This window comes from Flavobacterium amnicola, assembly GCF_004122165.1.
Taxonomy (GTDB): domain Bacteria; phylum Bacteroidota; class Bacteroidia; order Flavobacteriales; family Flavobacteriaceae; genus Flavobacterium; species Flavobacterium amnicola.
The window spans coordinates 751,920-776,917 of sequence record NZ_SBKO01000001.1; the positions used below are offsets into that span (position 1 = coordinate 751,920).

A 24,998-nucleotide genomic window follows, 5' to 3' on the forward strand; every position below is an offset into this window, starting at 1 on the left:
TTTTGTTCAAAACTTTACCCATGCAGCTACAATTCAAAATAAAGCGATTTAACGAACTTTCTACTCAAGAATTATACGAAATACTACAAGTGCGTTCAGAAGTGTTTGTGGTGGAGCAAAATTGCGTTTATCAGGATGTTGATGGTAAAGATCAAAAAGCAATTCACGTTTTAGGTTATTATGAAGGTGATTTGGCGGCGTATTGTCGATTGTTTGGAGCTGGAGATTATTTTGAGGAAACGTCTATCGGCCGAGTGATTGTTTCACCCAAACACCGTGATAAGAAATTAGGTCACGAATTAATGCAAACGGCCATTGAAGCGGTTGAAACTGCATTCAATACAACTGAGATTACAATTTCTGCCCAATTGTATTTGAAGAAATTTTACGAGAGTCACGGTTTTATCCAAACGTCCGAAATGTATTTAGAAGATGATATTCCGCATATTGAGATGAAAAAAAGTTAATTCTTCGTAATCACAATTTCAACTCTTCGGTCATATTGCGGTTCTCTTCCTAAGGATTTGGAGTTCCCATAACCTTTATACGACATTCTGGCTTTATCAATTTTTTTCAACACCAAATAATTATATACCGATTTGGCTCGGTTGACAGATAATTCTCGCTTTCGGGTGCCTCTATCGATAGCTTCCTTCTGGTTGGGTGGCGTGCAACATACATGTCCTTGAATTTCAAACTGAAGGTTTTTGTATTTCTGTAATTCTTTGGCTACTTTATCCAATTCGTTTTTAGAGGCCACGCTTAGTTTCCCACTACCGCGCTCAAAAAGTAAATTCTCCAAATAAATACGATCGCCAACAATCATATTTTTTTTGAAGTTCTTAAAAACACCAGGAAGTTCTATTTTAGGTAAAGGTTTTAGGTTTAACACCACATCGACACGACGGTTTTTAGAACGGATTTCGGGAATGTTTTCCAATACATCGTCGTCAATCATTACGCGACCTTTCCCTTCAATAGAAATGATGATTTTATTGGTAATACCGTTGCCGATTAATTTGTTTTTAATGGTATTGGCTCGATTGTTCGACAATTTAAAATTGTAAGCATCTTTACCTCGATCGTCACAATAGCCAAAAATTTGTACCGATTCAATTCGAGTTGAATCAATCGATTTAATAAACTTCACCGTCTCGTTGGCTTGTTTTTCTTCTAGATTGTATTTGTCAAATTCAAAATACACTGAATGAACTACATCGTCTTGAGCGTTCAAATGCAACGAAAAAAATAAGATAAGTAGTAAAAAACGCATTATTTCATTAAAATTTTATTGTATTCTGCCGAATTGTTAAGCAATTGTGTGGCTCTTTTTATTTCCGAATTGTTTTTAGTATAATACAAATACAAGCCTTCTTTGTACTGAAAACGTTTGATGATTTCGTCTTTTAATAAGTCTAGAATTTCCGTTTTATTTTTGTCCAATTCAATGTCTTCTGCTTTTTTAAGCGAAGCAAACAAAGCGTCATACTGCAATTTGATGGAGCTGTCAATGCTTTCTTTTTTAGCTTGTTCCAATACTTCTTTCAGAGCTAACTCCGTTTTGGTGTCGAATGAGAATTTTTGCGATTTCAAAAAGGATTTGAAATCTTCAAAATCAGCATCGGTCATCGTTGGAATTTTATCCCCTAGATTCGGGTTTTTAGTCACATACTGTGTGGCGTAATTAAAAATGGCATCATTTCGAGTCAAGGCATCGGCAATCGTACTGGTCTTGGTTTCCGCCATTTCAATATCCGGTTGAATTCCACCGCCATCATACACCGTTCTTCCTTTTTTGGTTTTAAATGAATTGTAATTTTTGGCATCGGTTTTTACTGCTTTACCATTCGCATCTTTTTTAGAATAATCTAGCGCCTGAATACATCTTCCTGAAGGCGTATAATATCTGGAAATGGTCACTTTTAATTGCGTGCCATAAGTTAAATCGAGCGGGCGTTGTACCAAGCCTTTTCCAAAACTTCGGCTACCAATCACCACGGCGCGATCTAAATCTTGCAACGCGCCCGAAACAATTTCACTGGCAGAAGCACTTTTGCCATCGACTAAAATGGCCAAAGGAATGTCTAAATCGATAGGTTGTTTGGTGGTTTTATAGCTGTTGTTGTGTTTTTGAATTTTCGATTTGGTTGTTACAATGATTTCATTAGCCGGTACAAATAAATTACAAATGTTCACCGCTTCATGAAGTAAACCTCCAGGATTGCCGCGTAAGTCCAAAATAATTTGGGTTGCGCCTTGATCTTTTAATTTTAACAAGGCTTCCTTGGTTTCAGAAGAAGCTTTCGCATTGAATTGCGACAATACGATATAGCCCGTTTTAGCATCGGTCATGCCGTAAAAAGGAACAGCCTTCAAATCGACCTCATCCAGAATAATTTGAGTCGATTTTAATTCGCCATTTCTTCTGTATTTGACGTCCAATTTGGTGTTTTTACTCCCTTTTAATAACTGGGAAGCATCTTCTTTAAACTCGGCTAAAATAACATCGTTGATTTGTACCAATTCATCGCCTGCTTTTAAACCGGCTTTGTCGGCTGCATAGCCTTTATAGGGTTCGCGAATATACGTTTTCCCTTCTTTTCGGCTAATCATAGCGCCAATACCAGTGTATTCGCCTGTACTATTAATTTTAAAACGCGCTACATCGCCTTCGTTAAAATAGTTGGTGTATGGATCCAAATCGGCCAGCATACTTTTAATGGCTTTGTCCATCAAATTCGCGGGATTGGTCTGATCCACATAATTCATATTGACGGTTTTGAATAGCGTGGTAAAAATTTCTATTTGCTTGGCTATTTCAAAAAAATCGTCTTGAAAACTCACCCCAACAAATAAAAATCCACCAGCAACAACAGGAAGTATATATCTTTTTTTTATGGATTGGAACATAGGTATTATTCTTTTTTCTTTACAAATCGTCTTCTAATAAAGAAGAAACCTAAAACGAAAATAAGGATAAGTGGCCAAATACTAATCAAACTTAACACAAAATTTGACAATTCGTTGAAACCCGATTTGATGGAATTCCAAATTTTACCACCGTAGGAAACCGTAGCACCACTTTCCGAAGGATTAGACGTGTACATTTCGATGCTGATGGTACTCAAGTCCACACGATTTTGTAGGTATTTCAATCGGCCTTCTTTGGCTTCAATTTCTTCTCTAATTTCGGCGAGTTGTTTTTCAATTTCCAGCATTTCCGAAACTTTATTGGCTTTGCTTAACAGTTGCAAATAGCGCTCTTCCAGTTTCTTTTTGGCTTTCATGCGTGATTCCACATCTACGTATTCTTCGGTGACATCTTGTTGCGAAATTTCTTTGGTATCGAAATGTTTTACCCCTTGACTGATTTCTGAAATAAAAGTATCAAAGTACTGATTCGGAATGCGAATGGTAAGATTTCTATAGCTGGAATTGTAGTCTTTCCCCGAAGCATCGTTCGAAATTGTGGCCTTATATTTTTTTACCGACTTTTGAATGCTGGCAAACGACTGATTGATGTCCTCTGCTTCAAATCGTAAATTGGCATTTTTAATGATTTTGGTTTCAATAGAAATCGGAGTAGGAGCTGAAGCTACTTCTTCACCCGCAGGAATTTCCATATCAGCTGCAACTTCTTTTTTATCATAACTTTTATTCGGAGAGGGTGCTGCTACTTCCGAAACTATTATCGCTTCATCAGCACTCGCAACTTGATCTTTACAAGCAAAGAATACAAAAAGCGACAGTAAAAGGCATAACTTTTTCATAACTACAACATTTATAAGATTAGACGTAATAAATGCTGTAGCAAAAATGGAACCAAAGTTAATATTCTAACTTCCCAACATGACGCATCACGCGAAGGGTTTTGTTTTTGCGACGTTCAACATAACCGGAAGAATTAATGGCTTTGTATTTTCGCGGACTAGGTAATATGGCTGCTATCGATGCGGCTTCGTATTTGGTTAAGTTATTGGCGCTTTTATGAAACCAGTGTTTGCTGGCAGCTTCTGCACCATAGACACCATCGCCCATTTCGATGCTATTGAGATAGACTTCCATAATGCGTTTTTTACCCCAAATCAGTTCGATTAAAACGGTATAATAGGCTTCTAACGCTTTTCTGAAATAACTACGACCTTGCCATAAGAATACATTTTTGGCGGTTTGTTGCGAAATGGTACTTCCTCCTTTGAGTTTTTTACCTTTTAAATTCCCACTAAAGGCTTTGTTCATGGCACTAAAATCGAAGCCATTGTGTTTAAGAAACATCCCGTCTTCACTAGCAATTACCGCTTTTTGAAGATTCATCGAAATTTCACTTATAGGAACCCAATCGTGGCTGCATACCATGTCTTTTCCATCCGAATTATGTTCCAATGCTCTCACAGCCATTAATGGGGTAAAAGGCACCGGCACAAACTTGAAAAGCAACACTAAAGCAATCGAAACAATATTAAACCAAAGGAAAGCTTTCCATAAAAAGCGTTTGACTTTACTTCCAAAACTGGTGTTTTCTTTTTTACTACTTCGAGTAGAAGTTGGTTTTTTTGCTGCCATTTATATTAAATCTGCTAATTCTTGTCCAATTAAACTGCCAATGGCCACTCCCATTCCGCCCATGCGAACACCACAATACACGTTGTTCGACAAGGATTTCACGATGGGACTTTTATGGGCACCAACACCCATAATGCCACTCCAACGGTGCGCCACTTTGAAATCAGTTTGCGGCAAAATTACAGTTTTTAGTAATTCTTCCAATTTATGCTGAATCAATTCGGTTTGTTGTAACGAAGTGGTGGTTTCCCCTTCAAAGTCTAAATTACGACCGCCACCAAATAAAATACGATCATTAATATTTCTGAAGTAGTAATAGCCTTTGTCAAGATGAAAGGTTCCCTTAATGTCTAAATTCGGAATAGGCTCAGTAATTAAAACTTGTGCACGAGCGGGTTTTACTTCACCCTGTGTGAGTGCACCGGCAAATCCGTTGGTGGCAAAAAGTAAATTTTTGGTGGTGAAGGTGTAGTCGTTGATTTCCATTTCAACTGCATTTCCAGTATCAGTGAAATTTGTAACAGTTTGGTTGTTCAATATTGAAATGCCGTTTTCATAGGCTTTTTTCAACAACGCTTGCATCATGTTTCCCGTATCGATTTGCGCTTCAAACGGATTGAAAATCGTATATTCTTTGATGTTCTGAAAGCCAAAACGATCGACATTCTTTTCAAATACATCACTTCGAAATAAAGGTCGTAGCAATTCATTGATGAACGGCAGTTTTTGTAAACATTCCGTATAGGTCGTGTCGTCGCTTTCTAAAAACAATTCGTAACCGCCATGAGGTTTTAAGTCGATTACCGCATCCCCTAAATTTTTACGCAGTAATTGCAAACCGTTCCAACGTTTTTGAACCAGTTGCATTACTTCTTCTTCAGAATGTGATTTTAGGTCGTCTATAATTTCCGACAGACTACCAAAGCAAGCAAAACCGGCATTTTTGGTACTAGCGCCTTCGGGTAACATTCCTTTTTCAAGGATCAGGATTTTACTTTCCGGAAAACGTTCGCGCAAACGCAAAGCGGTATGCAAACCCACAATTCCACTACCAACAATCGTATAATCGACATTGGTAAACCAATTTTTTATTTCCCAATAACTTAACTGCATTTTCTATAACTAATTTGAAAAGTGGTTCCTTTGTTTAGTTCCGAATGTGCCACTTTAATTTTTCCTTTATGATATTCTTCAACAATTCTCTTGGTCAATGAAAGTCCCAATCCCCAACCGCGTTTTTTGGTGGTAAAACCCGGTTCGAATACTTTTTTAAATTGGTTTTTGGCAATTCCTTTTCCAGTATCCGAAATTTTAATTTTGATGAATAGTCCTTCTTCTTCCATTACGATTTTGATTGCACCACGACCACGCATGGCGTCAATCGAATTTTTGACCAAATTTTCAATGGTCCAACTGTGTAAAATCGGATTGATGTTGACTTTTAGTGATTTTTCGGGTGCTTGAAAATCAAATGCTACCTGACCTGAAAATCGAGATTGTAGGTATTCGAAAGCAGCATGGGTTTCGGCAATAATATCTTTTTCTTCTAAAACAGGTTCCGATCCAATTTTGGAAAAACGATCAGTGATATTGAGTAAGCGATTGATGTCTTTTTCAATTTCGGTGACGGTAGTTTCGTCTACATTATCGGCTTTCATGATTTCAACCCAACCAATTAGCGAGGATAAAGGTGTGCCGATTTGATGAGCGGTTTCCTTAGCCATTCCCGCCCAAAGTTTGTTTTGTCCTGAAATTTTATTGGTTTTGTAGTAATTATAGACCAAAGCGCCAAAAAGAAAAATAATCAGAAGTAAGGCAATTGGGTAATATTTTAATTTGCTCAATAAAGGCGAATTGGCATAATACAAATACTGAAAACTATTCTCGTCAATTCGAATGGTGATTCGGTTATTGGCTTTTTTGAATTGTTCCAGTAGGATTTTCGATTGTTTCGGGTCGTTAATAATTTCCTCTTCAATGTTACTACTTCCTAGAATACTGTCTTTTTCGTTGGTTAAAATATTCGGAATGGTCGTATTATTGGTAATTATTTGAAGGGGTAAATCAACATCGGTATTGTCGGAAGCATTGTGTAGCGACTTTTGTGCGGTCGCCCATAATTCCATTTTGTTGCGTTCTTCGTCTTTGAAAATCTGGAAAAACGAATAGGTATTCCACAAAATCAACACAATGATCAGGAATGAAAGCCCTACTAATATCCAACGCATGGCGTTACTACGGTTTGAAAAAATCATATAGTTACTTGAGTGGATAAATATAGTAAAAGTCTATTTTCTTTGCTCTATTTTCTTTGTTCTTTTCTTATTTTTGTTCCAAATCAATTTAGGATGAAACAAAGCGAAGCCAGTTCCATCGAATACAAATGAAAATATAGTAAACGAAATGAAAAGTTTTTCACCAAAAGACATACCCACTCCCCAATTACAAGGTTATTTGCAAGGTGCAATCGCCCCAAGACCAATCGCTTTTGCGAGTACGGTTGATGCTGAAGGCCGCCCTAATTTGTCGCCCTTTAGTTTTTTTAACGTGTTTAGTGCCAATCCACCTATTTTGGTTTTTTCTCCTGCGCGAAGAGTACGCGGGAATTCGACCAAACACACTTTAGAAAACGCCATGGCCACAAAAGAAGTGGTAATTAATGTGGTGAATTATGATATCGTGCAACAAATGTCATTATCAAGTACCGAATATGCAGAAGGCGTAAACGAATTTGAAAAATCAGGATTAACAGCCGTTGCTTCTGATATTGTAAAACCAGCTCGTGTAGCTGAATCGCCCGTACAATTTGAATGTAAAGTCAATGAAGTGATTCACTTAGGAACCGAAGGTGGTGCCGGGAACTTAATCATTTGTGAAGTCGTTCGTGTGCATGTGAATGAAGCGGTATTGGATGAAAATGGCGTTATCGACCAACATAAAATTGACTTGGTTTCTCGTTTGGGTGGCAATTGGTATTCGCGTTCCAATATGGGATTGTTTGAAGTGCCAAAACCATTGGTAACTTTAGGAATTGGAGTTGATGCGATTCCGAATTTTATCAAAGAAAACGGATTTTTTACTGGCAATGATTTGGGAATGTTAGGAAATATTGAAGCCTTGCCAACTGAAGAAGAAATTGCTATATTTGTCCAAGAAAATTTTACAATTAAAGCAGTTTTAAGTGCTGATGACCGACATAAAGTCAATCAGTTAGCCAAAGAATACCTAGAAAAACAAGACATACTTTCGGCATGGAAAGTGTTGTTAGCAAAATAATAAATTTAAGAGCAATGGAAGTTACAGGAAGAATTAAAGTGATTAACCCAACACAAGAGGTTAGTGCATCATTCAAGAAAAGAGAGTTAGTGGTTACAACTGAAGAGCAATATCCACAAACGATAATGATAGAATTTACGCAAGCAAAAGTGGATGATTTGAATAATTTCCAACCAGGTGAGCAAGTAAAAGTATCAATTAATTTAAGAGGTCGCGAGTGGGTTAACCCACAAGGGGAAACCAAATATTTCAATACCATTCAAGGATGGAGAATTGAGCGTTTACAGCAAGAAGCACCAGCTGGGCAGCCAATGCCAGCTATGCCAGCTGCTCAAGCATTCGAACCAGCACCAAGTTTTAATGAAGAAGAGCATGATGATTTACCGTTCTAATTTCAGAATATAGATTTAAGATATTTGAATGTCATACTGAGCTTGTCGAAGTATGACATTTTTTATTGAAATTGAAAATTGCTATTACCGATGTATTTCATTACCAAAGAATTGTACTTTCCACCAGTAGAACAAACCTCCAAAGAAGGCATCTTGGCTATTGGGGGTGATTTGTCTCCCGAGCGATTGCTTTTGGCGTATAAAAATGGCATTTTTCCTTGGTTTGATGATAATGATCCTATTATGTGGTGGTGTCCGGCTGATAGAATGGTGCTGTTTCCGGATGAATTCAAACCCTCTAAAAGCATGCGGAATGTAATCAATAAAGGCATTTATGAAGTGACTTTTAATAAAGACTTTAGAGGCGTCATGCAACATTGCCAACAAATCAAACGGGAAGGGCAACATGGCACCTGGATTACCGATGAAATGCTCGATACCTATACTTTTTTACACGAAATAGGACGCGCTATGTCGGTTGAGGTTTGGTTCGAACATAAATTGGTAGGTGGTTTGTATGGTGTAGATATGGATCATGTGTTTTGTGGTGAAAGCATGTTTTCGTTGATGAGTAATGCTTCCAAAGTGGCCTTTATTGCTCTAGTTGCCTATTTAAAAAAGAATAAATACCAATTGTTAGATTGCCAAATGTACAACGATCACTTGGCGAGTTTGGGATGTCGAGAAATTCCTAGGGAAGATTTTATTGATATTTTGAAGAAGCACTAATTTTTTAACTTAGGCAAGGTTCTTACGTACAATTCTTCCACTTTTTTTCGAGCCCAATCGGTTTTACGTAAAAAGGTCAAACTTGACTTTACCGATGGTTTATCTTTAAAACATTTAATGTTTATCAATTCTGCCAAAGTATCAAATCCATAAAAGTCCACTAATTGCTCTACAATAGTCTTTAAGGTAATACCGTGAAGTGGATCGTTTTTTACAGGCATATATACGTTATTTTAAATATTTCAAAATTACGGGTAATTTTTCTAATTCTGCTTTTGTTAGGTTATCTTCTTAATATTATTTAGAATTTCTCTAAAGGAATCATAAGTTAGTAATTGGATTTATAATAGAAAACCACTTTTTATAAAATTTCTTATTTTTACATCCGAATACAAATCTTAATCTATGAAGCAACATTATTTTTACAGTCTTTTCTTCATCTTTTTCTTTACTGTTTTTGGCTCTCAAGCGCAAAATAATGCGATTAATCTATCGACTAGTTCGATTTTTACGATCTCTGGGTTGAATGGTTATCCACCATTTCCACTCAATATTACTACGTTTACCTTTGAGTATGATTTTTATTTGAATGCGGCTAGTAATGGTAACGCTAGATTCCTGTGCGCGCCTGGTGTTACTACAGTTGCAAAACCGATTGAATTTTATGTTGATGCTTCAGGAGTATCGGTTTTAAAATTGGGTGATGGTACTACTTTCGAGACCATTGGCGGGACTCCTTCTTTCACTGTTGGACAATGGTATCACGTTACATTTGTGGTGAACAATACCGCTACTAAAAATATAAAAATGTATGTTAATGGTATTCAAGTATTGGATTCTGTTTTCACACAGCCTATTGAATTTCAAGATAATTCTAATTATACGAGAATTAATCTTGGTTCATTTAGTACCACAAATAATTGTAAATTTGATAACTTACGCATCTGGAACGATTTAAGAACCAGTACAGAGATCTTTGATAATTATACAAGTTGTGTAAGCAATACGGAACAGGGATTGGAATTGGATATGAATTTTGACGGATCCAATAATGGAGTAATTCTCAATAGAGCGGTAAACTCAACATATAAGTATGCTAGCGCTTCTGGAAATTTTTCTTTTGTTCCAGGTGCGGGTTGTAGTACGCCACCAGCACATCCACCTATTACTGTAACGGGAAGTTATGCAGGCAAATATTATTACACAGGCGAAGTAAACGGTAGACCTCGTTATGCTACAGATAATGACTTAGATTGTAGTTTTTTTACTGCTGAATCTAGCTGTACTTTACCGGAATCCTATGAAATAGTATGGGATAATACTAAATGGGTTTTAAAACAAGTAGGTTGTTTTTGGATGTTCACTTCCTGTGAAGATGTTGACAATTATGATCCAGGTATTTATGCGACTAATGCTGCCAATCTTTCTTTTGGGCCTTGTGACGGCTGGGTTTATACTGATACGAATGCAAGTAGTACTTTTTCTTCTGAGGAATGTGCTGCATTAAGTACTGATAATTTCACTTCCAATGAGTTATTGGTTTATCCTAACCCTTCAAAGAATAGTTTTACATTGAATTTTAACGAAACATTGAAGGTGGAAATTTTTGATGTACTTGGTCAATCGATTTATAGTTCTAATTTAACCGTGGGAGCAAATTCAATAGATTTTAGCCACTACTCGAAAGGTGTTTATATTTTACGAGCGGTTACCACTAATGGAAATGTAAAAACAATACGATTGATAAAAGAGTAATTATTACAAAATTATTAAAAAAGGAGGTCAAATTTGACCTCCTTTTTTAGTTTCTCTTCCAGCAATCTTCCACGTGATCATTCACCATGCCAGTGGCTTGCATGTGGGCATAAACTACAGTAGAACCCACAAATTTGAAGCCGCGTTTTTTCAAATCTTTACTCAGTTTGTCGGATATTTCGGTGGTGGCTTGCACTTCTTTTAATGACTTCGGATGATTATCAATAGGTTTTCCACCCACAAAGTCCCAAATGTATTGGGAGAAAGTACCAAATTCTTCTTGGACTTTTATAAAAGCTTGCGCATTGGTTACCGTGGCTTTGATTTTTAAGCCGTTTCGGATGATTCCGGCATCCTCTTTCAATTTTTCAATTTTAGCATCGCTATACCCCGCTATTTTTGTATAATCAAAGTTGTCGAAGGCTTTTCTAAAATTTTCGCGTTTGGCTAAAATAGTATACCAACTCAATCCCGCTTGAAAAGTTTCCAAAACTAAAAATTCAAAAATAGTTTCGTCATCATAAACGGGATTTCCCCATTCGTTATCGTGATAATTGCGGTATAAATCGTCTTTTTCGCACCAAGCACAACGTTTTTTTTCCATTCTTTGTGATTTTTGTTACCTATTGATTTTTGAATTAGTTGTAAATTTACACAAATAAAAGTTGCAACAATGAAAACAGAAATCGCACAAGGACTTTTAAACAGCCACTCGTATCTCGAATATAGAAAAATAGTTTCTGATTTATTAACACAAGGGAAATCTTCTGGAAACGAACAATCGGAGGATTTATTAAATTATAGCAAACTCAATCAAACCCGTATGAATCGTTTGGAAAAAACATTGGAAGTTCCAGATGAGGTCATTAAACAATTAAAATATTTGAATAAATCGTATACTTGGTTGGTACTAACGGAAGGCTGGTGTGGTGATGCAGCGCAAATAAATCCCATTTTATTTAAAATGGCATCGGTGACCGATAAGATTGAATTGCGTTTTGTTTTTAGAGATGAAAATAACGGACTGATGAATTGTTTTTTGACCAATGGTAGTCGTTCCGTTCCGAAACTAATTATTTTGGACCAAGAACATAATGATTTAAAAGCAAGCTGGGGACCTAGACCCGAAGGAGCTACCCACCTCATCCAAAGTTATAAAAAGCAATATGGCGTGGTAGATGAAACCGCCAAAACAGAATTGCAAATGTGGTATTTGCATGATAAAGGATTAAGTACCATGAAAGAACTAACGAATTTGATGGTGCATCTAGAAGAATTGGCTCATCAAAAAATATAGCATTATTTTTCTTGTTTCGGGATCAACTTGTCAAAGGCTTCCGGAGTAATTCCGTTTTCTACCGAATAATCCCCAATTTTGGTTCGGCGTAATGCTGTTAAATGTCCTCCGGATTGCAAGGCCAATCCAAAATCATACGCCAACGAACGGATATAAGTGCCTTTACTACAACTGACTCTAAAATCGATTTCGGGTAAGGCAATTCGGGTAATTTCAAATTCGTAAATCGTGGTTTTTCGTGACGCAATTTCAACTGCTGAACCAGCGCGAGCGTGTTCGTACAAACGCTTTCCGTCTTTTTTGATCGCCGAAAACACTGGTGGTTTTTGGTCAATTTCACCTAAAAATTGTTTGACTGTCTCATGAATCAAAGTTTCGGTAATGTGTGCTGTTGGAAAAGTAGCGTCGATTTCGGTTTCCAAATCATAAGAAGGAGTCGTCGCTCCCAAATGAATTGTTCCGGTATATTCTTTGGTTTGCGCCTGAATTTCAGTAATACTTTTGGTGAATTTTCCCGTACACACAATCAATAAACCTGTGGCCAACGGGTCTAAGGTGCCGGCATGCCCAATTTTAAACTTTTTAGGAAGCCCTAATCGATTTTTTAAGGTGTATTTTAATTTATTTACGGCTTGAAACGAACTCCAAGTTAACGGTTTGTCAATCAATAGCACTTGTCCCGCTAAAATATCTTCTGCAGTATACAAATCGGATTATTTTAAATATGAAAAATAAAGTAAAAGTATCGTTCCAGCCACAATTCGGTACCAACCCCAAGGTTTAAAACCGTACTGTTTGATGATTCCAATAAAGAATTTAATGGCTAAAACGGCCACAACAAAAGCCACAATATTGCCAATGACAAACATTTTTATCGTGTCGTTCGATTGTAAAATTAGTTCGTAACCTTTCATCTGACTGTGTTCGTAGGTCTTTAAAAACACCGAATAACAGGTCACCGCCAACATGGTCGGAACGGCTAAAAAGAAAGAAAACTCCGCTGCCGCATGACGGCTTAGTCCTTGTTGCATACCACCAATGATGGAAGCAGCACTTCTACTGGTACCTGGCATCATGGCCAAACACTGCCAAAAACCTATAGTTACCGCTTTTTTGATGGTAATATCTTCTTCTTTTACAATGGTTGGATTTTGAAATTGTTGGTCGATGAATAACAGTACAATTCCACCCACTATAAGCACAATCGCAATCGGAATAGGATTGCCTAGCACGGCTTCAATTTTATCGTCGAATAATTTTCCTAAAACCAGAGCGGGCAGTACAGCCGCCGCAAGTTTGATAAAGAAATTCAATTTGGAAAAATTGAAAAACTTACGCCAATACAATGCTACCACCGCTAGAATCGCCCCAAATTGTATGGAAACTTGAAACAGTTTTACAAAATCGTCTTCTTGTATTCCGAAATAGGAACTGGTAAAGATCATGTGAGCGGTTGAAGAAACGGGTAAATATTCCGTTATTCCTTCAACAATGGCGATAAGTATTGCTTGTAGTAAATCCATTTGAGGGTTAGATTATTAGAAAATCAGACAACTTAGATTGCTCGTTTTCAGACTATCTTAGGATTAGATTTTGGGTTATAATCTGTCTAAGATGTCTAAAAATCTAAAGCGTCTAACTAGTGTTTCTTTGGATTTTTTAAAATAGAATAAATCGTAATTCCGAAACCAATTAAGACTACAGTCGGCGCTAATCGAATTCTTCTAAAACTAAAAATAGCTTCGTTAAATACTTTTGGGTCATCGCTTCCACCGCCCGCCATTAGGATAAATCCTAATGCAATAACGCCTAATCCGATGAGTAAAAATTTATAGTTTGCTTTCCCAAAAAGAAAGCCTTGTTTGTTTTCTTCCATAAGTCATTGCGAGGAACGAAGCAATCGGTTGTTCCTTCTAATTTGATTAATATAAATCGTCTGTTCTTAAATTCAAGAAACGTTGGGTTGCGAAATGCGTACTTAACCAAGTGATTAAAATCCCCAATCCGAAAACCCCAATTAAAATGATAATTACCGATACCACATCAGAAAAAACACCTAAAGTTGGCCAACTATTGTCGATATAAAATAATAATCCAAGTAACGCAACAATCGCGACTCCGCCACCAATCATTCCTAATTTTACACTACGCCAAATGAATGGTTTTCTAATAAACCCTTTAGTAGCACCCACCATTTGCATGGTTTTGATGATAAAACGATTGGCATAAATAGATAAACGAAGCGAACTGTTGATTAATAATACCGCAATAATGGTTAAAAAACCACTGATGATTAAAATCCACATACTGGCTTTTTTTACATTTTCATTCACCATTTTCACCAATTGTTTGTCGTAAAAAATATCAGCAACCAATGGGTTTTCTCTAAGTTCTCTTTCAATTCTAGCAACGCTATCGCTTTGTACATAAGCGGCTCTCAAATGGATATCGTAAGAGTTTTTCAACGGATTGGATCCCAAAAACTCTGTAAAATTTTCCCCTAATGTTTTTTCATGATCTTTTGCGGCTTGTTCTTTCGAAACAAACACATAGTCTTTGGCAAATTTGGCTTCTTTAAGCATGTTGCCATATTTGGTCAAAGTAGTATCTTTTGCATCGTCTTTAAAAAAGACAGTCATAGTGATCCCTTCTTTAAAATCATTCGATAATTTTTGTGCATTCACTATAAATAATGCCAGTAAACCAAGCATAAAAAGCACCAAGCCTACACTTAAAACTACAGAAAAATAAGAGGTAATTAATCGACGTTTTTGAAACTTATCAAAAGATGAACTCATACTATAACAATTTATTTGCGGTAAAAATAACAAAGAATTTCTTTATTTAAAGTTAATAACGCCCAAAGTTTCGTGTTTCTTATAATAAATGTAAATTTGCACCTGATTTTTGTGTTAACAGTTGACAGTTCACGGTTATTAGTTTTTAACTTTTACGAATGTGCTGTAAGCTGTAAACAGTAAACTTTAAACTTAAAATGAAATATTTCCACGAAAAAATCGAAGCCAAATGGCAACAATATTGGGCAGAAAATCAAACTTTTGCTGCAAGTAATACCTCCGACAAACCAAAATATTATGTGCTAGACATGTTTCCGTATCCTTCGGGAGCGGGATTGCACGTTGGGCATCCACTAGGTTACATTGCTTCCGATATTGTGGCACGATACAAAAGACATCAAGGTTTTAATGTGTTGCACCCACAAGGCTACGATTCGTTTGGTTTACCTGCGGAGCAATATGCCATTCAAACGGGTCAACATCCTGAAAAAACCACTCGTGAAAACATTGCACGATACCGTGAACAATTAGATAAAATCGGTTTTTCATTCGATTGGAGTCGTGAAGTGCGTACTTCTAATCCCGATTATTACAAACATACCCAATGGATTTTCATTCAATTATTCAATTCTTGGTATAATATTTCTTCAGATAAAGCGGAAGATATTTCAACTTTGGTTGCGATTTTCGCGGCAGAAGGAAATGCCAATGTAAAAGCAGTTTGCGATGACAATATTGCTGTTTTTTCAGCGGCTGAATGGAACGCTTTTTCATCCGATCAACAACAAAAAATATTATTACAATACCGATTAACCTATTTAGCGGAAACCGAAGTCAACTGGTGTCCGGCTTTGGGTACGGTTTTAGCGAATGACGAAATTGTAAACGGCGTTTCAGAACGTGGGGGACATCCCGTGATTCGTAAAAAAATGACCCAATGGAGCATGCGCATTTCTGCCTATGCGGAACGTTTGTTACAAGGTTTAGAAACTATTGATTGGAGTGAATCGATCAAAGAATCACAACGCAATTGGATCGGAAAATCGGTGGGTGCGATGGTGTCTTTCAACGTGAATAATCACGAGGCAAAGATTGATGTGTTCACCACGCGACCTGATACCATTTTCGGGGTAACGTTTATGACCTTAGCGCCCGAACACGAATTGGTGGCACAAATTACCACTCCAGAACAAAAAGCAGCGGTGGAAGCCTATGTGGAAGCAACAGCCAAACGTAGTGAGCGTGAAAGAATGGCCGATGTAAAAACGATTTCAGGAGTTTTCACTGGTGCCTATGCCGAGCATCCTTTTACCAAAGAAGCCATTCCGGTTTGGATTGGCGATTACGTATTAGCCGGTTACGGAACGGGTGCGGTGATGGCAGTTCCATGTGGGGATGAACGCGATTATGCATTCGCGAATTTCTTCAACGGAACCAACGGAATGCCAGCCATTAAAAACATTTTCAATCGAGATATTTCGGAAGCGGCTTTCGGAGAAAAAAGTGGTTTCGAATTGGTCAACTCTGATTTCTTAAACGGATTGGATTACAAATCGGGGACGAAGAAAATCATCGAGGAATTAGAAAAAATCGGCGCCGGAAATGCCAAAGTCAATTACCGTTTACGTGATGCCGTTTTCTCTCGCCAACGCTATTGGGGAGAACCGTTCCCACTGTATTATGTGAAGGGTTTACCACAAATGATTGACAAAAAACACTTGCCAATTGTGTTGCCAGAAGTGGAGAAATACTTACCCACTGAAGACGGACAACCGCCATTAGGAAACGCAACGTTTTGGGCTTGGGATACTGAAAACAATACAGTAGTTAACAATGATTTAATTGACAACACCAAAGTTTTCGCCTTAGAATTAAACACCATGCCGGGTTGGGCAGGTTCTTCTTGGTATTGGATGCGTTATATGGATGCGCACAATGCAGAAGATTTTGCAAGTGAATCAGCCTTAAAATATTGGGAAAATGTCGATTTATATATTGGTGGAAGTGAACACGCCACGGGCCATTTATTATACTCTCGTTTTTGGAACAAGTTCTTAAAAGATAGAGGTTTCGCCCCAACGGAAGAACCGTTCAAAAAACTGATCAATCAGGGAATGATTTTGGGAATGAGTGCTTTTGTTTATAGAAGTGAAGATTCAAAAACATTATACTCGAAAGGATTAATCAAAGATAAAAATGTACATCCAATCCACGTCGATTTAGCTGTAATCAATGACATCACCAACGAATTAGACATTGAAAAATTCAAAGCACATCCTTTATATTCTGATTATGCAAATGCTGAATTTGTATTAGAAGATGGTAAATACATCGTTGGTCGTGAAGTCGAAAAAATGTCGAAATCGAAATACAACGTAGTCAATCCCGATGATATTTGTAATGAATATGGCGCCGATACGTTGCGTTTGTACGAAATGTTCTTAGGACCTTTAGAGCAAGCGAAACCTTGGAATACGGCGGGTATTACCGGTGTTTCTGGTTTCTTGAAAAAATTATGGCGTTTGTATTTTGATGATAACGGACTGATAGTTACGGAGGCGGAGCCAACGGCCGAGATGTACAAATCACTACATAAAACCATCAAAAAAGTAACGGAAGACATCGAGAATTTCTCATTCAACACTTCGGTTTCTCAATTTATGATTTGCGTGAATGAATTGCAACAATTAAAATGCAATCACAGAGCGATTTTAGAGCCTTTAGCACTTTTGGTTTCGCCGTATGCACCTCATATTGCGGAAGAATTATGGAGTGGTTTAGGTCACGAAGGTTCGATTTCTACTGTAGCTTTCCCGAAATTTGAAGAAAAGTATTTGATAGAATCGGAGAAAGAATATCCTGTTTCGTTCAACGGAAAAATGCGTTTCACGATTAAGTTGCCCTTAGATTTAACGGCGGCTCAAATTGAAGCCATCGTAATGGCCGATGAAAGAACACAAGCCCAATTGCAAGGCAGAACGCCAAATAAAGTGATTATCGTTCCAGGGAAAATTATCAACTTGGTAGGGTAGTGTATAACGATGTTACTTCGAGAGGAGTCGATAGAAAACCCGATTACTAAAAAGTATTCGGGTTTTTTTGTGCTTCCAAGAATGCCAAAATGACATTTTTGTACTTTGGCTTGTAATTTGATAGTAATTGAGTAAATTTAACTCACAATTTAAAAACAAAAGATATGATGTTTAGTTCAGGTTATATGCTATTAGCAGGAGGAATTATGCTGGTAAGCTGGTTGGTTAGTTCAAGACTGAAAAGCAAGTTTGAGCATTATTCTAAATTACAATTGCAAAACGGGATGTCGGGCGCCGAAATTGCCGAAAAAATGTTGGCCGATAATGGAATTAGAGATGTAAAAGTAATTTCTACTCCAGGTATGTTAACAGATCATTACAATCCTGCGAATAAAACAGTTAATTTATCGGAGGGCGTTTACAATCAACGTAATGCCGCTGCTGCTGCCGTAGCCGCACACGAATGCGGACACGCCGTGCAACATGCCGTGGGATACGAGTGGTTAGAAATGCGTTCTAAATTAGTACCGGTAGTTCAAGTGGCTTCTAGTTTGGTGCAATGGATTTTAATTGCTGGAATCTTACTGATTAAAGTATTTCCAAGTTTATTGCTAGTCGGAATTGTAGTTTTTGCGGCAACTACCATATTTTCGATCATAACTTTACCAGTCGAATATGACGCTAGTAATAGGGCTTTAGCTTGGTTGAAAAATAAAAACATGGTCAATCAAGCCGAATATGCCGGAGCGGAAGATGCTTTAAAATGGGCAGCAAGAACGTATGTGGTAGCTGCAATCGGATCTATTGCAACTCTATTGTATTATGTTTCTATTTATATGAACAGACGATAGACCAAACAACTTATAAAAATGAAAATCCGCTTCACAAAAGCGGATTTTTTTATAGGCTATTGCTGTTGCGAACACCCCAATCCGCCAAAGCGGCTAGAGCGGGTAGCAGTTCAACACCCGAACGGGTAAGATTATAATCAACGTGTGGCGGCATCACTTCAACAACGGTTCGCGACACTAAATTATCGGCTTCAAGTTGTTTCAAATGCTGAATTAGCATTTTTTCGGTTATCGGGGGAATGGCTTTTTTAAGTTCGCTATAACGCAATTTACCATTTCTTAAATTCCATAGAATGAGCGGTTTCCAACGTCCGCCGACTTTTTCCAAGGCAAAACTAACCGGACAAACAGCACTTATGGCTTTGCGGTTTTCATTATTGGTTGAGGCTTCTTTAATCATTTTCAGCATACTTTTTGGTAGGTACTTGTACAAAAGTAAGTATAAAAATACCTTTGTCAAAACATTTTAAATATAAAAATCATGAAATACGTTTTAACAGGTTCCACCGGAAATATTACAAAACCTTTGGCTTCAGCATTAATTACAGCCGGACACGAGGTGACAATCATTAGTAGTAATGCATCACGAAAAGATGAAATTGAAAAATTGGGAGCAAAAGCTGCCATCGGAAGTGTTTTGGATAAGGACTTTTTAACCAACACTTTTTTAGGAGCTGATGCTGTGTATCTGATGATTCCACCAACATTTAGTGTGAGCGATTGGTTGGGTTATCAAAAAGAAGTGGCAGAAAACTTTGTCGTTGCAATTCAAGAAAGTGGTGTGACAAACATTGTGCAATTGAGTAGCATCGGAGCACATATGGGGACAGGAGCAGGGCCCATTGACGGACTGGCTTATTTGGAAAATAGATTGACTCCTATAGAAGGAATCAATGTTGTGAAATTGCGCCCTTCGTACTTCTACACTAATTTCTACACGTTGGTCGATATGATTAAAAATGCAGGGATTTTGGGTTCGAATTTGGGTAGTGCCGATCAACAATTAGTTTTAACGCATCCTCACGATATAGCGAATGCTGCTGCGAAACAATTGTTAGCCTTGAATTTTAAGGGACAAAGTATCCAGTACGTATCAAGTGATGTTCGTACGTTTTCGGATATTGTAAAAGTGATTGGTGAAGCGATTGGAAAGCCCGAATTGCCATGGCTGCTATTTTCAGATGAAGACACCTTTCAAGGGATGACACAAGCGGGTCTTCCGGAGGTTTTTGCCAAAAGCTATGTGCAAATGGGCAAATCAATTCGAGAAGGTTTGATTCAGGAAGATTACTTCAACAGAAATGAGCAACCACAAGGGAAAATAAAACTGGAAGAATTTGCCAAAGAATTTGCTCAGGGGTATAATCATTAAAAGGAAATCCGCTTCACAAGAGCGGATTTTTTTTATTTTGTCATTGCGAAGAACGAAGCAATCTACAGCTGAATTTGACGTTCAATTTGTTGGTCTAAGGAAATAAAGGTTTCCGTTCTGGAAACGCCTTCTATTGCTTGAATTTTGGTGTTTAATAAATGCATCAAATGCTCGTTATCCCGACAAATGATTTTAATCAAAATACTCCAATTTCCGGTAGTGTAATGACACTCCAATACTTCTGGTATTTTTTTCAAATCCCTCACTGCTTCTGCATTTCGAGCCGCTTTATCCAGATAAATACCTACAAAAGCCATCGTGCTATAGCCTAAAACCTTAGTGTTTACGATTAATTTGGAAGAAGAAATGACATTCGCTTCTTCCAATTTTCGCAAACGTTGGTGAATGGCTGCGCCAGAAATTCCGATTTTGTTGGCAATTTGCAAAATGGGTTTTCGTGCATCATCCATCAAATCACGGAGGATTTCTTTGTCGATACCGTCTATTTCAATTTGTAAGTGGTTTATTTTCATTTTAATAAAATTTGAAAGATAAATATACAATTTTATGTCGAATCGAAACTATAATACCTCTATTGATAACTAAATAGTAGTAATACAATAAAATAAAAATGTTATCGTTTCATTATCAACCTACTATGTTTAACCTTCAAATCTAAAAGAATGAAAATCATTGCAATTCAAAGATGGCAACTACTATTGTTTTTACTATTCATCGGAACAATCACTACTGCTCAGGAAACACCGTCTACCTCAACCACAATAATTAATCAGTTTGATCATATTTTAACTCAATCGGAAAGTTATCGGGATTTACAAATTGTAAAGCGAAAATGGATCGAAAACCTTAAAGAAAGTGTCACCCATTCCTACTCGAACCTGGAAGCCCAATTGACAGATTCAAAAGCGATGGTTCAACAGCAAAAAAGTGAAATAGAGAATTTAAAAACAAAGCTTGAACAAACCAATGCTTCGCTTTCCAAATATACCAATGCGGGACCAACGGTGATATTTTTAGGAATTGAATTCAATCAATTCGTTTTTGGAACATTGTTCAGTATTCTCTTTTTTGGATCCTTGATTTTAACATGTATTTTCGCCATAAAATATAACAAATCCAATGAATTGACGCTAAACGCTAAAAGTGTTTTGGTGGAATTGGAAGAAGAATATCAAGAGTACAAAAGAAAAACCATTGAACGCGAACAAAAAATAAGCCGTCAATTACAGGACGAAATCAACAAACAAAAGCATTTCATTCAGATGAAGGTTTCGTAAACGAAAAAGACCTATTTTCAAATGAAAATAGGTCTTTTTACAATAACGTAATCAGTTTTAATTGTAACCGTTATAGGGTACTTCTTTTTCGTGAAATAACACACCGTATTGTTCCAATTCTTTTAAAATTGGTAAATACACTTCTTCTTTGATAGGAAGTTGTACTCCAGGGGTTTTTATATTCCCATTTAAAATTTGCAGGGTTGCCATAGCCACCGGCAAGCCTACCGTTTTTGCCATCGCTGTGTAGGTTTGATCATCGCCGATGCACACCATAGTAGCATCAATTTGTTTGCGTTCGCCATTCAATTCATACCCAAATTTGTGGTACATGACAATCATGTCTTTATCATCCGGTTGTAGGGTCCAGCTTTCGGTAAGTATTTTTTCTAGCATTTGAGCCGGAGTCGCATTTTTTAAGCCTACGATTCGGTTTGGGTTGAATAAATCCAATTCGACCAATTTATCCCACATGACATCGTCTTGGTCAATTTTTAATTGGTGGCGCAATTTGATTTCAACCGAATCCGTTGGGTGATACGGCAAGAATAGATTTACAAATTCTCTAAAGCTCATGTTTTCAGAATCATCAATCACATACGTGTCATCGGTCATTCCTAACTGTACGAACATGTCCCAAGCCTTCGAATAACCTACTCTTCGAATGGTACCACGATATACAGTAAGGGCATTATCTAATCCGTATACGCTTCTGTATTTTAAAGAATCGCGATTGGCATAGACTTCAAATCGGCCATAGTTTTCTACTTCTAAAAATTCGGTTCTTCTAAATAATTTATTGTACGGAATGTATTTGTACGTACCTTCCTGTATGAATTTGGCAGCACCCCCTTGACCTGCTAAAACAACGTTGCGTGGTGCCCAAGTAAATTTATAATTCCAAAGATTGGTGTCGCTTTCAGGTGCTACTAATCCACCACAAAACGATTCGAATAATATGATTTTTCCACCTTTGTCGCGAATTTCATCAATAACTTTCATAGCGCTCATATGGTCTATTCCGGGATCAAGTCCGACTTCGTTCATGAAAACCAATCCGTTTTCTTTGGCTTGTGCATCTAAGCTTTGCATCGCATCACTGATATAAGAGGCAGTCACCATGTGCTTTTTGTAAGCAATACAATCTTTGGCGACTTCGATATGCATGTGAGCAGGCAACATCGAAATCACAATGTCGGCTTTTTGAATTTCACTCTGACGTTGTGTTTCATTATGAATGTCTAAAGCAATCGCTGTGGCATTTTTATGACCTTTGGTTTTGCGTAAGGCTAATTCTAAGGACAAATCACCAATGGTAAGGTGTAAATTTTCACTTTCAGATTTCTCTAAAAGGTATTTTATAAGCGAAGAAGCAGAACGACCTGCTCCAATGATAAGTACATTTCTCATTTTGATTGGAAAAAAAATCACACAAATGTAGTAAAATGTTATTTTTTTGAAAGTCTTTAGTGAAGAAATGCTAAAAAATTAATTGTGCTGTCGTATTTTTGAAGAAAAATAATTCATGGAAAAGAAAATTTTACTGACCGCTTTGTGTTTTGGATTAGCATCAATTGTTTTGGGTGCTTTTGGTGCCCATGCGCTTAAAAAAGTGATGAGCCCAGACCAATTAGGTTCCTTTGAAGTAGGAGTACGTTATATGATGTATCACGCCTTATTTTTACTGTTTGTAAGCAGTACTTCTTTTTTATTACCAGAACAAAAAAATGTGGTGTATAATTTAGCTTTACTGGGCACGCTCTTTTTTTCTGTTTCCATTTTTTTATTGTCAACAAGTGGTATTTCGGGAGTAAATTTTAAATTTTTAGGACCGATCACTCCTATTGGTGGATTGTTATTAATTGCTGCTTGGGGCATGACTTTCTTCTATATTATCACAAAAAAAGGATAAACACTAAAGCAATTCAAATAATATTTTTACTTTTGCCGTTATAAAAAAACACAACATATCGTAAAATTTATGGAAACATACACCCCAGCTACGAATACGATTTCGTTAGAAAAATACGGAATCAAGGACGTTAAAGAAATTGTATATAATCCTTCATACGAACTATTATATCAGGAAGAACTAAATCCGAACTTAGAAGGATTTGAAAGAGGACAGTTGACAGAGCTTGGCGCTGTTAACGTAATGACAGGTGAGTTCACAGGTCGTTCTCCTAAAGATAAATACATTGTAAAAGATGCTACAACCGAAAATACTATTTGGTGGACCTCTGACAAAGCAGTAAACGATAACAAACCAATTTCTACCGACACTTGGAAAGCGTTAAAAGAGAACACAGTTTCTCAATTATCTGCTAAAAGATTATTTGTGGTAGATGCTTTTTGTGGGGCGAACGAGAACACACGTTTAAAAGTTCGTTTCATCATGGAAGTAGCTTGGCAAGCACACTTTGTAACGAATATGTTTATTCGACCAACAGCTGAAGAATTGAAGAATTTTGGTGAGCCTGATTTCGTGGTAATGAATGGTTCTAAATCTACTTTCAAGGATTATGCCGCGCATAATTTAAATTCGGAAGTATATGTTGCTTTCAACTTAACAGAAAAAATTCAGTTAATTGGTGGAACTTGGTACGGTGGTGAAATGAAAAAAGGTTTATTTGCCTTAATGAATTATTACTTACCATTAAAAGGAATTTCTTCGATGCACTGTTCTGCCAATAAAGGTAAAGACGGCGATGTTGCAGTATTCTTCGGATTATCTGGAACAGGAAAAACAACGTTATCAACCGATCCAAAGCGTGAATTAATTGGAGACGATGAGCATGGATGGGATAATGATGGTGTTTTCAACTTTGAAGGTGGATGTTATGCAAAAACTATCGATTTAAGTAAAGAAAACGAACCCGATATTTTTAATGCAATCCGTAAAGATGCCTTATTAGAAAACGTTACGGTTGATGCTAACGGAAAAATAGATTTCAAAGACGGTTCCGTTACACAAAATACGCGTGTTTCGTACCCAATTAATCATATCGATAATATTGTTAAACCAGTTTCTAAAGCGGGTCATGCCAATAAAGTAATCTTCTTAACAGCAGATGCTTTTGGAGTGATGCCTCCGGTTTCTAAGTTGACTCCAGAACAAACAAAATACTACTTCTTATCCGGTTTCACAGCTAAATTAGCGGGAACGGAAAGAGGAGTAACACAACCAGAGCCAACTTTCTCTGCGTGTTTCGGAAAAGCCTTTTTAACGTTACACCCTACAAAATATGGTGAAGAGTTGGTAAAGAAAATGGAAGAGCACCAAGCGACTGCTTATATGGTGAATACAGGTTGGAATGGTACCGGAAAACGTATTTCTATTAAAGATACGCGTGCTATCATTGATGCAATTTTAGATGGTTCTATCGAAAAATCAGAAACCACTGTAGTACCGGTATTTAACTTCGCTGTACCCACTGCATTACCAAATGTAGAAACTAGTATTTTAGATCCAAGAAATACCTACGCTGACGCTGCTGAATGGACTACCAAAGCAGAAGATTTAGCAGGAAGATTTATTAAAAACTTCGTTCAATATACTGACAATGAAGAAGGTAAAAACCTTGTTCAAGCAGGACCACAATTATAATACGATTATTAATTCTATTGAATAGAGA

The 24,998-nt window shown here is 37.1% G+C and carries 27 protein-coding genes; 12 read left to right on the forward strand and 15 right to left on the reverse strand.

Annotated elements, in window-relative coordinates; genetic code table 11:
* The first annotated feature begins 20 nt into the window (after window positions 1–20).
* Window positions 21–467 carry a GNAT family N-acetyltransferase gene (locus tag EQG63_RS03350; RefSeq protein ID WP_129434421.1) on the forward strand — a complete coding sequence of 149 codons (447 nt, stop codon included), beginning with the start codon at window positions 21–23 and terminating at the stop codon, window positions 465–467.
* On the opposite strand, the gene EQG63_RS03355 is transcribed toward EQG63_RS03350, so the two are convergent.
* From EQG63_RS03355 to EQG63_RS03380, 6 genes are read right to left on the reverse strand one after another with little or no spacing between them, the layout of a single operon-like run.
* Window positions 464–1,273 (reverse strand): OmpA family protein, encoded by an 810-nt coding sequence (locus tag EQG63_RS03355; protein ID WP_129434423.1) that lies wholly within the window; start codon window positions 1,271–1,273, stop codon window positions 464–466. The two genes, EQG63_RS03350 and EQG63_RS03355, sit on opposite strands and share 4 nt — an antisense overlap.
* The gene (locus EQG63_RS03360) at window positions 1,273–2,910 is read right to left on the reverse strand and encodes a S41 family peptidase (RefSeq protein WP_129434425.1); all 1,638 of its coding nucleotides are present in this window, start codon (window positions 2,908–2,910) and stop codon (window positions 1,273–1,275) included. The genes EQG63_RS03355 and EQG63_RS03360 overlap by 1 nt, the downstream gene beginning before the upstream one ends.
* A 5-nt stretch (window positions 2,911–2,915) precedes the next feature.
* Window positions 2,916–3,770 (reverse strand): DUF4349 domain-containing protein, encoded by an 855-nt coding sequence (locus EQG63_RS03365; protein WP_129434427.1) that lies wholly within the window; start codon window positions 3,768–3,770, stop codon window positions 2,916–2,918.
* 58 nt (window positions 3,771–3,828) lie between these two features.
* On the reverse strand, window positions 3,829–4,563 hold the full coding sequence (gene mtgA, locus EQG63_RS03370) for a monofunctional biosynthetic peptidoglycan transglycosylase (RefSeq protein ID WP_129434429.1): 735 nt from the start codon (window positions 4,561–4,563) through the stop codon (window positions 3,829–3,831).
* Window positions 4,564–5,676: an NAD(P)/FAD-dependent oxidoreductase gene (locus EQG63_RS03375; RefSeq protein ID WP_129434431.1), complete on the reverse strand. Its 1,113-nt coding sequence runs from the start codon at window positions 5,674–5,676 to the stop codon at window positions 4,564–4,566. It abuts the gene before it with no gap.
* Entirely contained in the window at window positions 5,667–6,818 is a 1,152-nt protein-coding gene (locus tag EQG63_RS03380; RefSeq protein WP_129434433.1) for a sensor histidine kinase, read from the reverse strand. The genes EQG63_RS03375 and EQG63_RS03380 overlap by 10 nt, the downstream gene beginning before the upstream one ends.
* Window positions 6,819–6,966: 148 nt before the next feature.
* Between EQG63_RS03380 and EQG63_RS03385 the strand changes: the two genes are divergently transcribed.
* The 3 genes from EQG63_RS03385 (at window position 6,967) to aat (ending at window position 8,960) form a co-directional block, all read left to right on the forward strand.
* Complete coding sequence (locus EQG63_RS03385) at window positions 6,967–7,839, forward strand: flavin reductase family protein (RefSeq protein WP_129434435.1); 873 nt, start codon at window positions 6,967–6,969, stop codon at window positions 7,837–7,839.
* 14 nt (window positions 7,840–7,853) lie between these two features.
* Window positions 7,854–8,231: a DUF3127 domain-containing protein gene (locus EQG63_RS03390; protein WP_129434437.1), complete on the forward strand. Its 378-nt coding sequence runs from the start codon at window positions 7,854–7,856 to the stop codon at window positions 8,229–8,231.
* A 90-nt stretch (window positions 8,232–8,321) separates the two neighbouring features.
* Window positions 8,322–8,960, forward strand: a complete 639-nt coding sequence (gene aat, locus EQG63_RS03395; RefSeq protein ID WP_129434439.1) for a leucyl/phenylalanyl-tRNA--protein transferase — start codon at window positions 8,322–8,324, stop codon at window positions 8,958–8,960.
* Here aat and EQG63_RS03400 read toward each other — a convergent pair.
* Window positions 8,957–9,181 (reverse strand): VF530 family protein, encoded by a 225-nt coding sequence (locus tag EQG63_RS03400; protein WP_129434441.1) that lies wholly within the window; start codon window positions 9,179–9,181, stop codon window positions 8,957–8,959. The two genes, aat and EQG63_RS03400, sit on opposite strands and share 4 nt — an antisense overlap.
* A gap of 184 nt (window positions 9,182–9,365) precedes the next feature.
* On the opposite strand from EQG63_RS03400, the gene EQG63_RS03405 reads away from it, so the two are divergent.
* On the forward strand, window positions 9,366–10,715 hold the full coding sequence (locus EQG63_RS03405; protein WP_129434443.1) for a LamG-like jellyroll fold domain-containing protein: 1,350 nt from the start codon (window positions 9,366–9,368) through the stop codon (window positions 10,713–10,715).
* 46 nt (window positions 10,716–10,761) lie between these two features.
* Here the strand turns inward: EQG63_RS03405 and EQG63_RS03410 are convergent, their stop codons facing one another.
* Entirely contained in the window at window positions 10,762–11,319 is a 558-nt protein-coding gene (locus EQG63_RS03410; RefSeq protein ID WP_129434446.1) for a DNA-3-methyladenine glycosylase I, read from the reverse strand.
* Between the two features lie 69 nt (window positions 11,320–11,388).
* Between EQG63_RS03410 and EQG63_RS03415 the strand changes: the two genes are divergently transcribed.
* Window positions 11,389–12,012: a thioredoxin family protein gene (locus EQG63_RS03415; RefSeq protein WP_129434448.1), complete on the forward strand. Its 624-nt coding sequence runs from the start codon at window positions 11,389–11,391 to the stop codon at window positions 12,010–12,012.
* A 2-nt stretch (window positions 12,013–12,014) separates the two neighbouring features.
* Here EQG63_RS03415 and truB read toward each other — a convergent pair whose 3' ends face one another.
* The 4 genes from truB to EQG63_RS03435 form a co-directional block, all read right to left on the reverse strand.
* On the reverse strand, window positions 12,015–12,719 hold the full coding sequence (gene truB, locus EQG63_RS03420) for a tRNA pseudouridine(55) synthase TruB (RefSeq protein ID WP_129434450.1): 705 nt from the start codon (window positions 12,717–12,719) through the stop codon (window positions 12,015–12,017).
* Window positions 12,720–12,725: 6 nt separating this feature from the next.
* Entirely contained in the window at window positions 12,726–13,535 is an 810-nt protein-coding gene (locus EQG63_RS03425; protein WP_129434452.1) for an undecaprenyl-diphosphate phosphatase, read from the reverse strand.
* A gap of 116 nt (window positions 13,536–13,651) precedes the next feature.
* Complete coding sequence (locus EQG63_RS03430; protein ID WP_129434453.1) at window positions 13,652–13,888, reverse strand: DUF3098 domain-containing protein; 237 nt, start codon at window positions 13,886–13,888, stop codon at window positions 13,652–13,654.
* 46 nt (window positions 13,889–13,934) lie between these two features.
* Window positions 13,935–14,810, reverse strand: a complete 876-nt coding sequence (locus EQG63_RS03435; RefSeq protein WP_129434455.1) for a cell division protein FtsX — start codon at window positions 14,808–14,810, stop codon at window positions 13,935–13,937.
* Window positions 14,811–15,007: 197 nt separating this feature from the next.
* Here EQG63_RS03435 and leuS point away from each other — a divergent pair, with 197 nt between their 5' ends.
* Window positions 15,008–17,842: a leucine--tRNA ligase gene (gene leuS / locus EQG63_RS03440; RefSeq protein ID WP_129434457.1), complete on the forward strand. Its 2,835-nt coding sequence runs from the start codon at window positions 15,008–15,010 to the stop codon at window positions 17,840–17,842.
* A gap of 167 nt (window positions 17,843–18,009) precedes the next feature.
* On the forward strand, window positions 18,010–18,693 hold the full coding sequence (locus tag EQG63_RS03445; RefSeq protein ID WP_129435266.1) for a zinc metallopeptidase: 684 nt from the start codon (window positions 18,010–18,012) through the stop codon (window positions 18,691–18,693).
* 49 nt (window positions 18,694–18,742) lie between these two features.
* On the opposite strand, the gene EQG63_RS03450 is transcribed toward EQG63_RS03445, so the two are convergent.
* Complete coding sequence (locus tag EQG63_RS03450; protein WP_235827803.1) at window positions 18,743–19,102, reverse strand: winged helix-turn-helix transcriptional regulator; 360 nt, start codon at window positions 19,100–19,102, stop codon at window positions 18,743–18,745.
* A gap of 72 nt (window positions 19,103–19,174) precedes the next feature.
* Here EQG63_RS03450 and EQG63_RS03455 point away from each other — a divergent pair, with 72 nt between their 5' ends.
* Window positions 19,175–20,065, forward strand: coding sequence for an NAD(P)H-binding protein (locus EQG63_RS03455; RefSeq protein ID WP_129434459.1), 891 nt, complete (start codon window positions 19,175–19,177; stop codon window positions 20,063–20,065).
* Between the two features lie 62 nt (window positions 20,066–20,127).
* Here the strand turns inward: EQG63_RS03455 and EQG63_RS03460 are convergent, their stop codons facing one another.
* A complete protein-coding gene (locus tag EQG63_RS03460) occupies window positions 20,128–20,598 on the reverse strand; it encodes an Lrp/AsnC family transcriptional regulator (protein WP_129434461.1) in 471 nt (156 codons plus the stop codon).
* Between the two features lie 150 nt (window positions 20,599–20,748).
* Between EQG63_RS03460 and EQG63_RS03465 the strand changes: the two genes are divergently transcribed.
* Window positions 20,749–21,363 carry a hypothetical protein gene (locus tag EQG63_RS03465; RefSeq protein WP_129434463.1) on the forward strand — a complete coding sequence of 205 codons (615 nt, stop codon included), beginning with the start codon at window positions 20,749–20,751 and terminating at the stop codon, window positions 21,361–21,363.
* Between the two features lie 57 nt (window positions 21,364–21,420).
* Here the strand turns inward: EQG63_RS03465 and EQG63_RS03470 are convergent, their stop codons facing one another.
* Window positions 21,421–22,773: a saccharopine dehydrogenase family protein gene (locus EQG63_RS03470; RefSeq protein WP_129434465.1), complete on the reverse strand. Its 1,353-nt coding sequence runs from the start codon at window positions 22,771–22,773 to the stop codon at window positions 21,421–21,423.
* A gap of 115 nt (window positions 22,774–22,888) precedes the next feature.
* Between EQG63_RS03470 and EQG63_RS03475 the strand changes: the two genes are divergently transcribed.
* Window positions 22,889–23,275: a DUF423 domain-containing protein gene (locus EQG63_RS03475; protein WP_129434467.1), complete on the forward strand. Its 387-nt coding sequence runs from the start codon at window positions 22,889–22,891 to the stop codon at window positions 23,273–23,275.
* Between the two features lie 69 nt (window positions 23,276–23,344).
* Window positions 23,345–24,970, forward strand: a complete 1,626-nt coding sequence (gene pckA, locus EQG63_RS03480; protein ID WP_129434469.1) for a phosphoenolpyruvate carboxykinase (ATP) — start codon at window positions 23,345–23,347, stop codon at window positions 24,968–24,970.
* Window positions 24,971–24,998 lie beyond the last annotated feature (28 nt).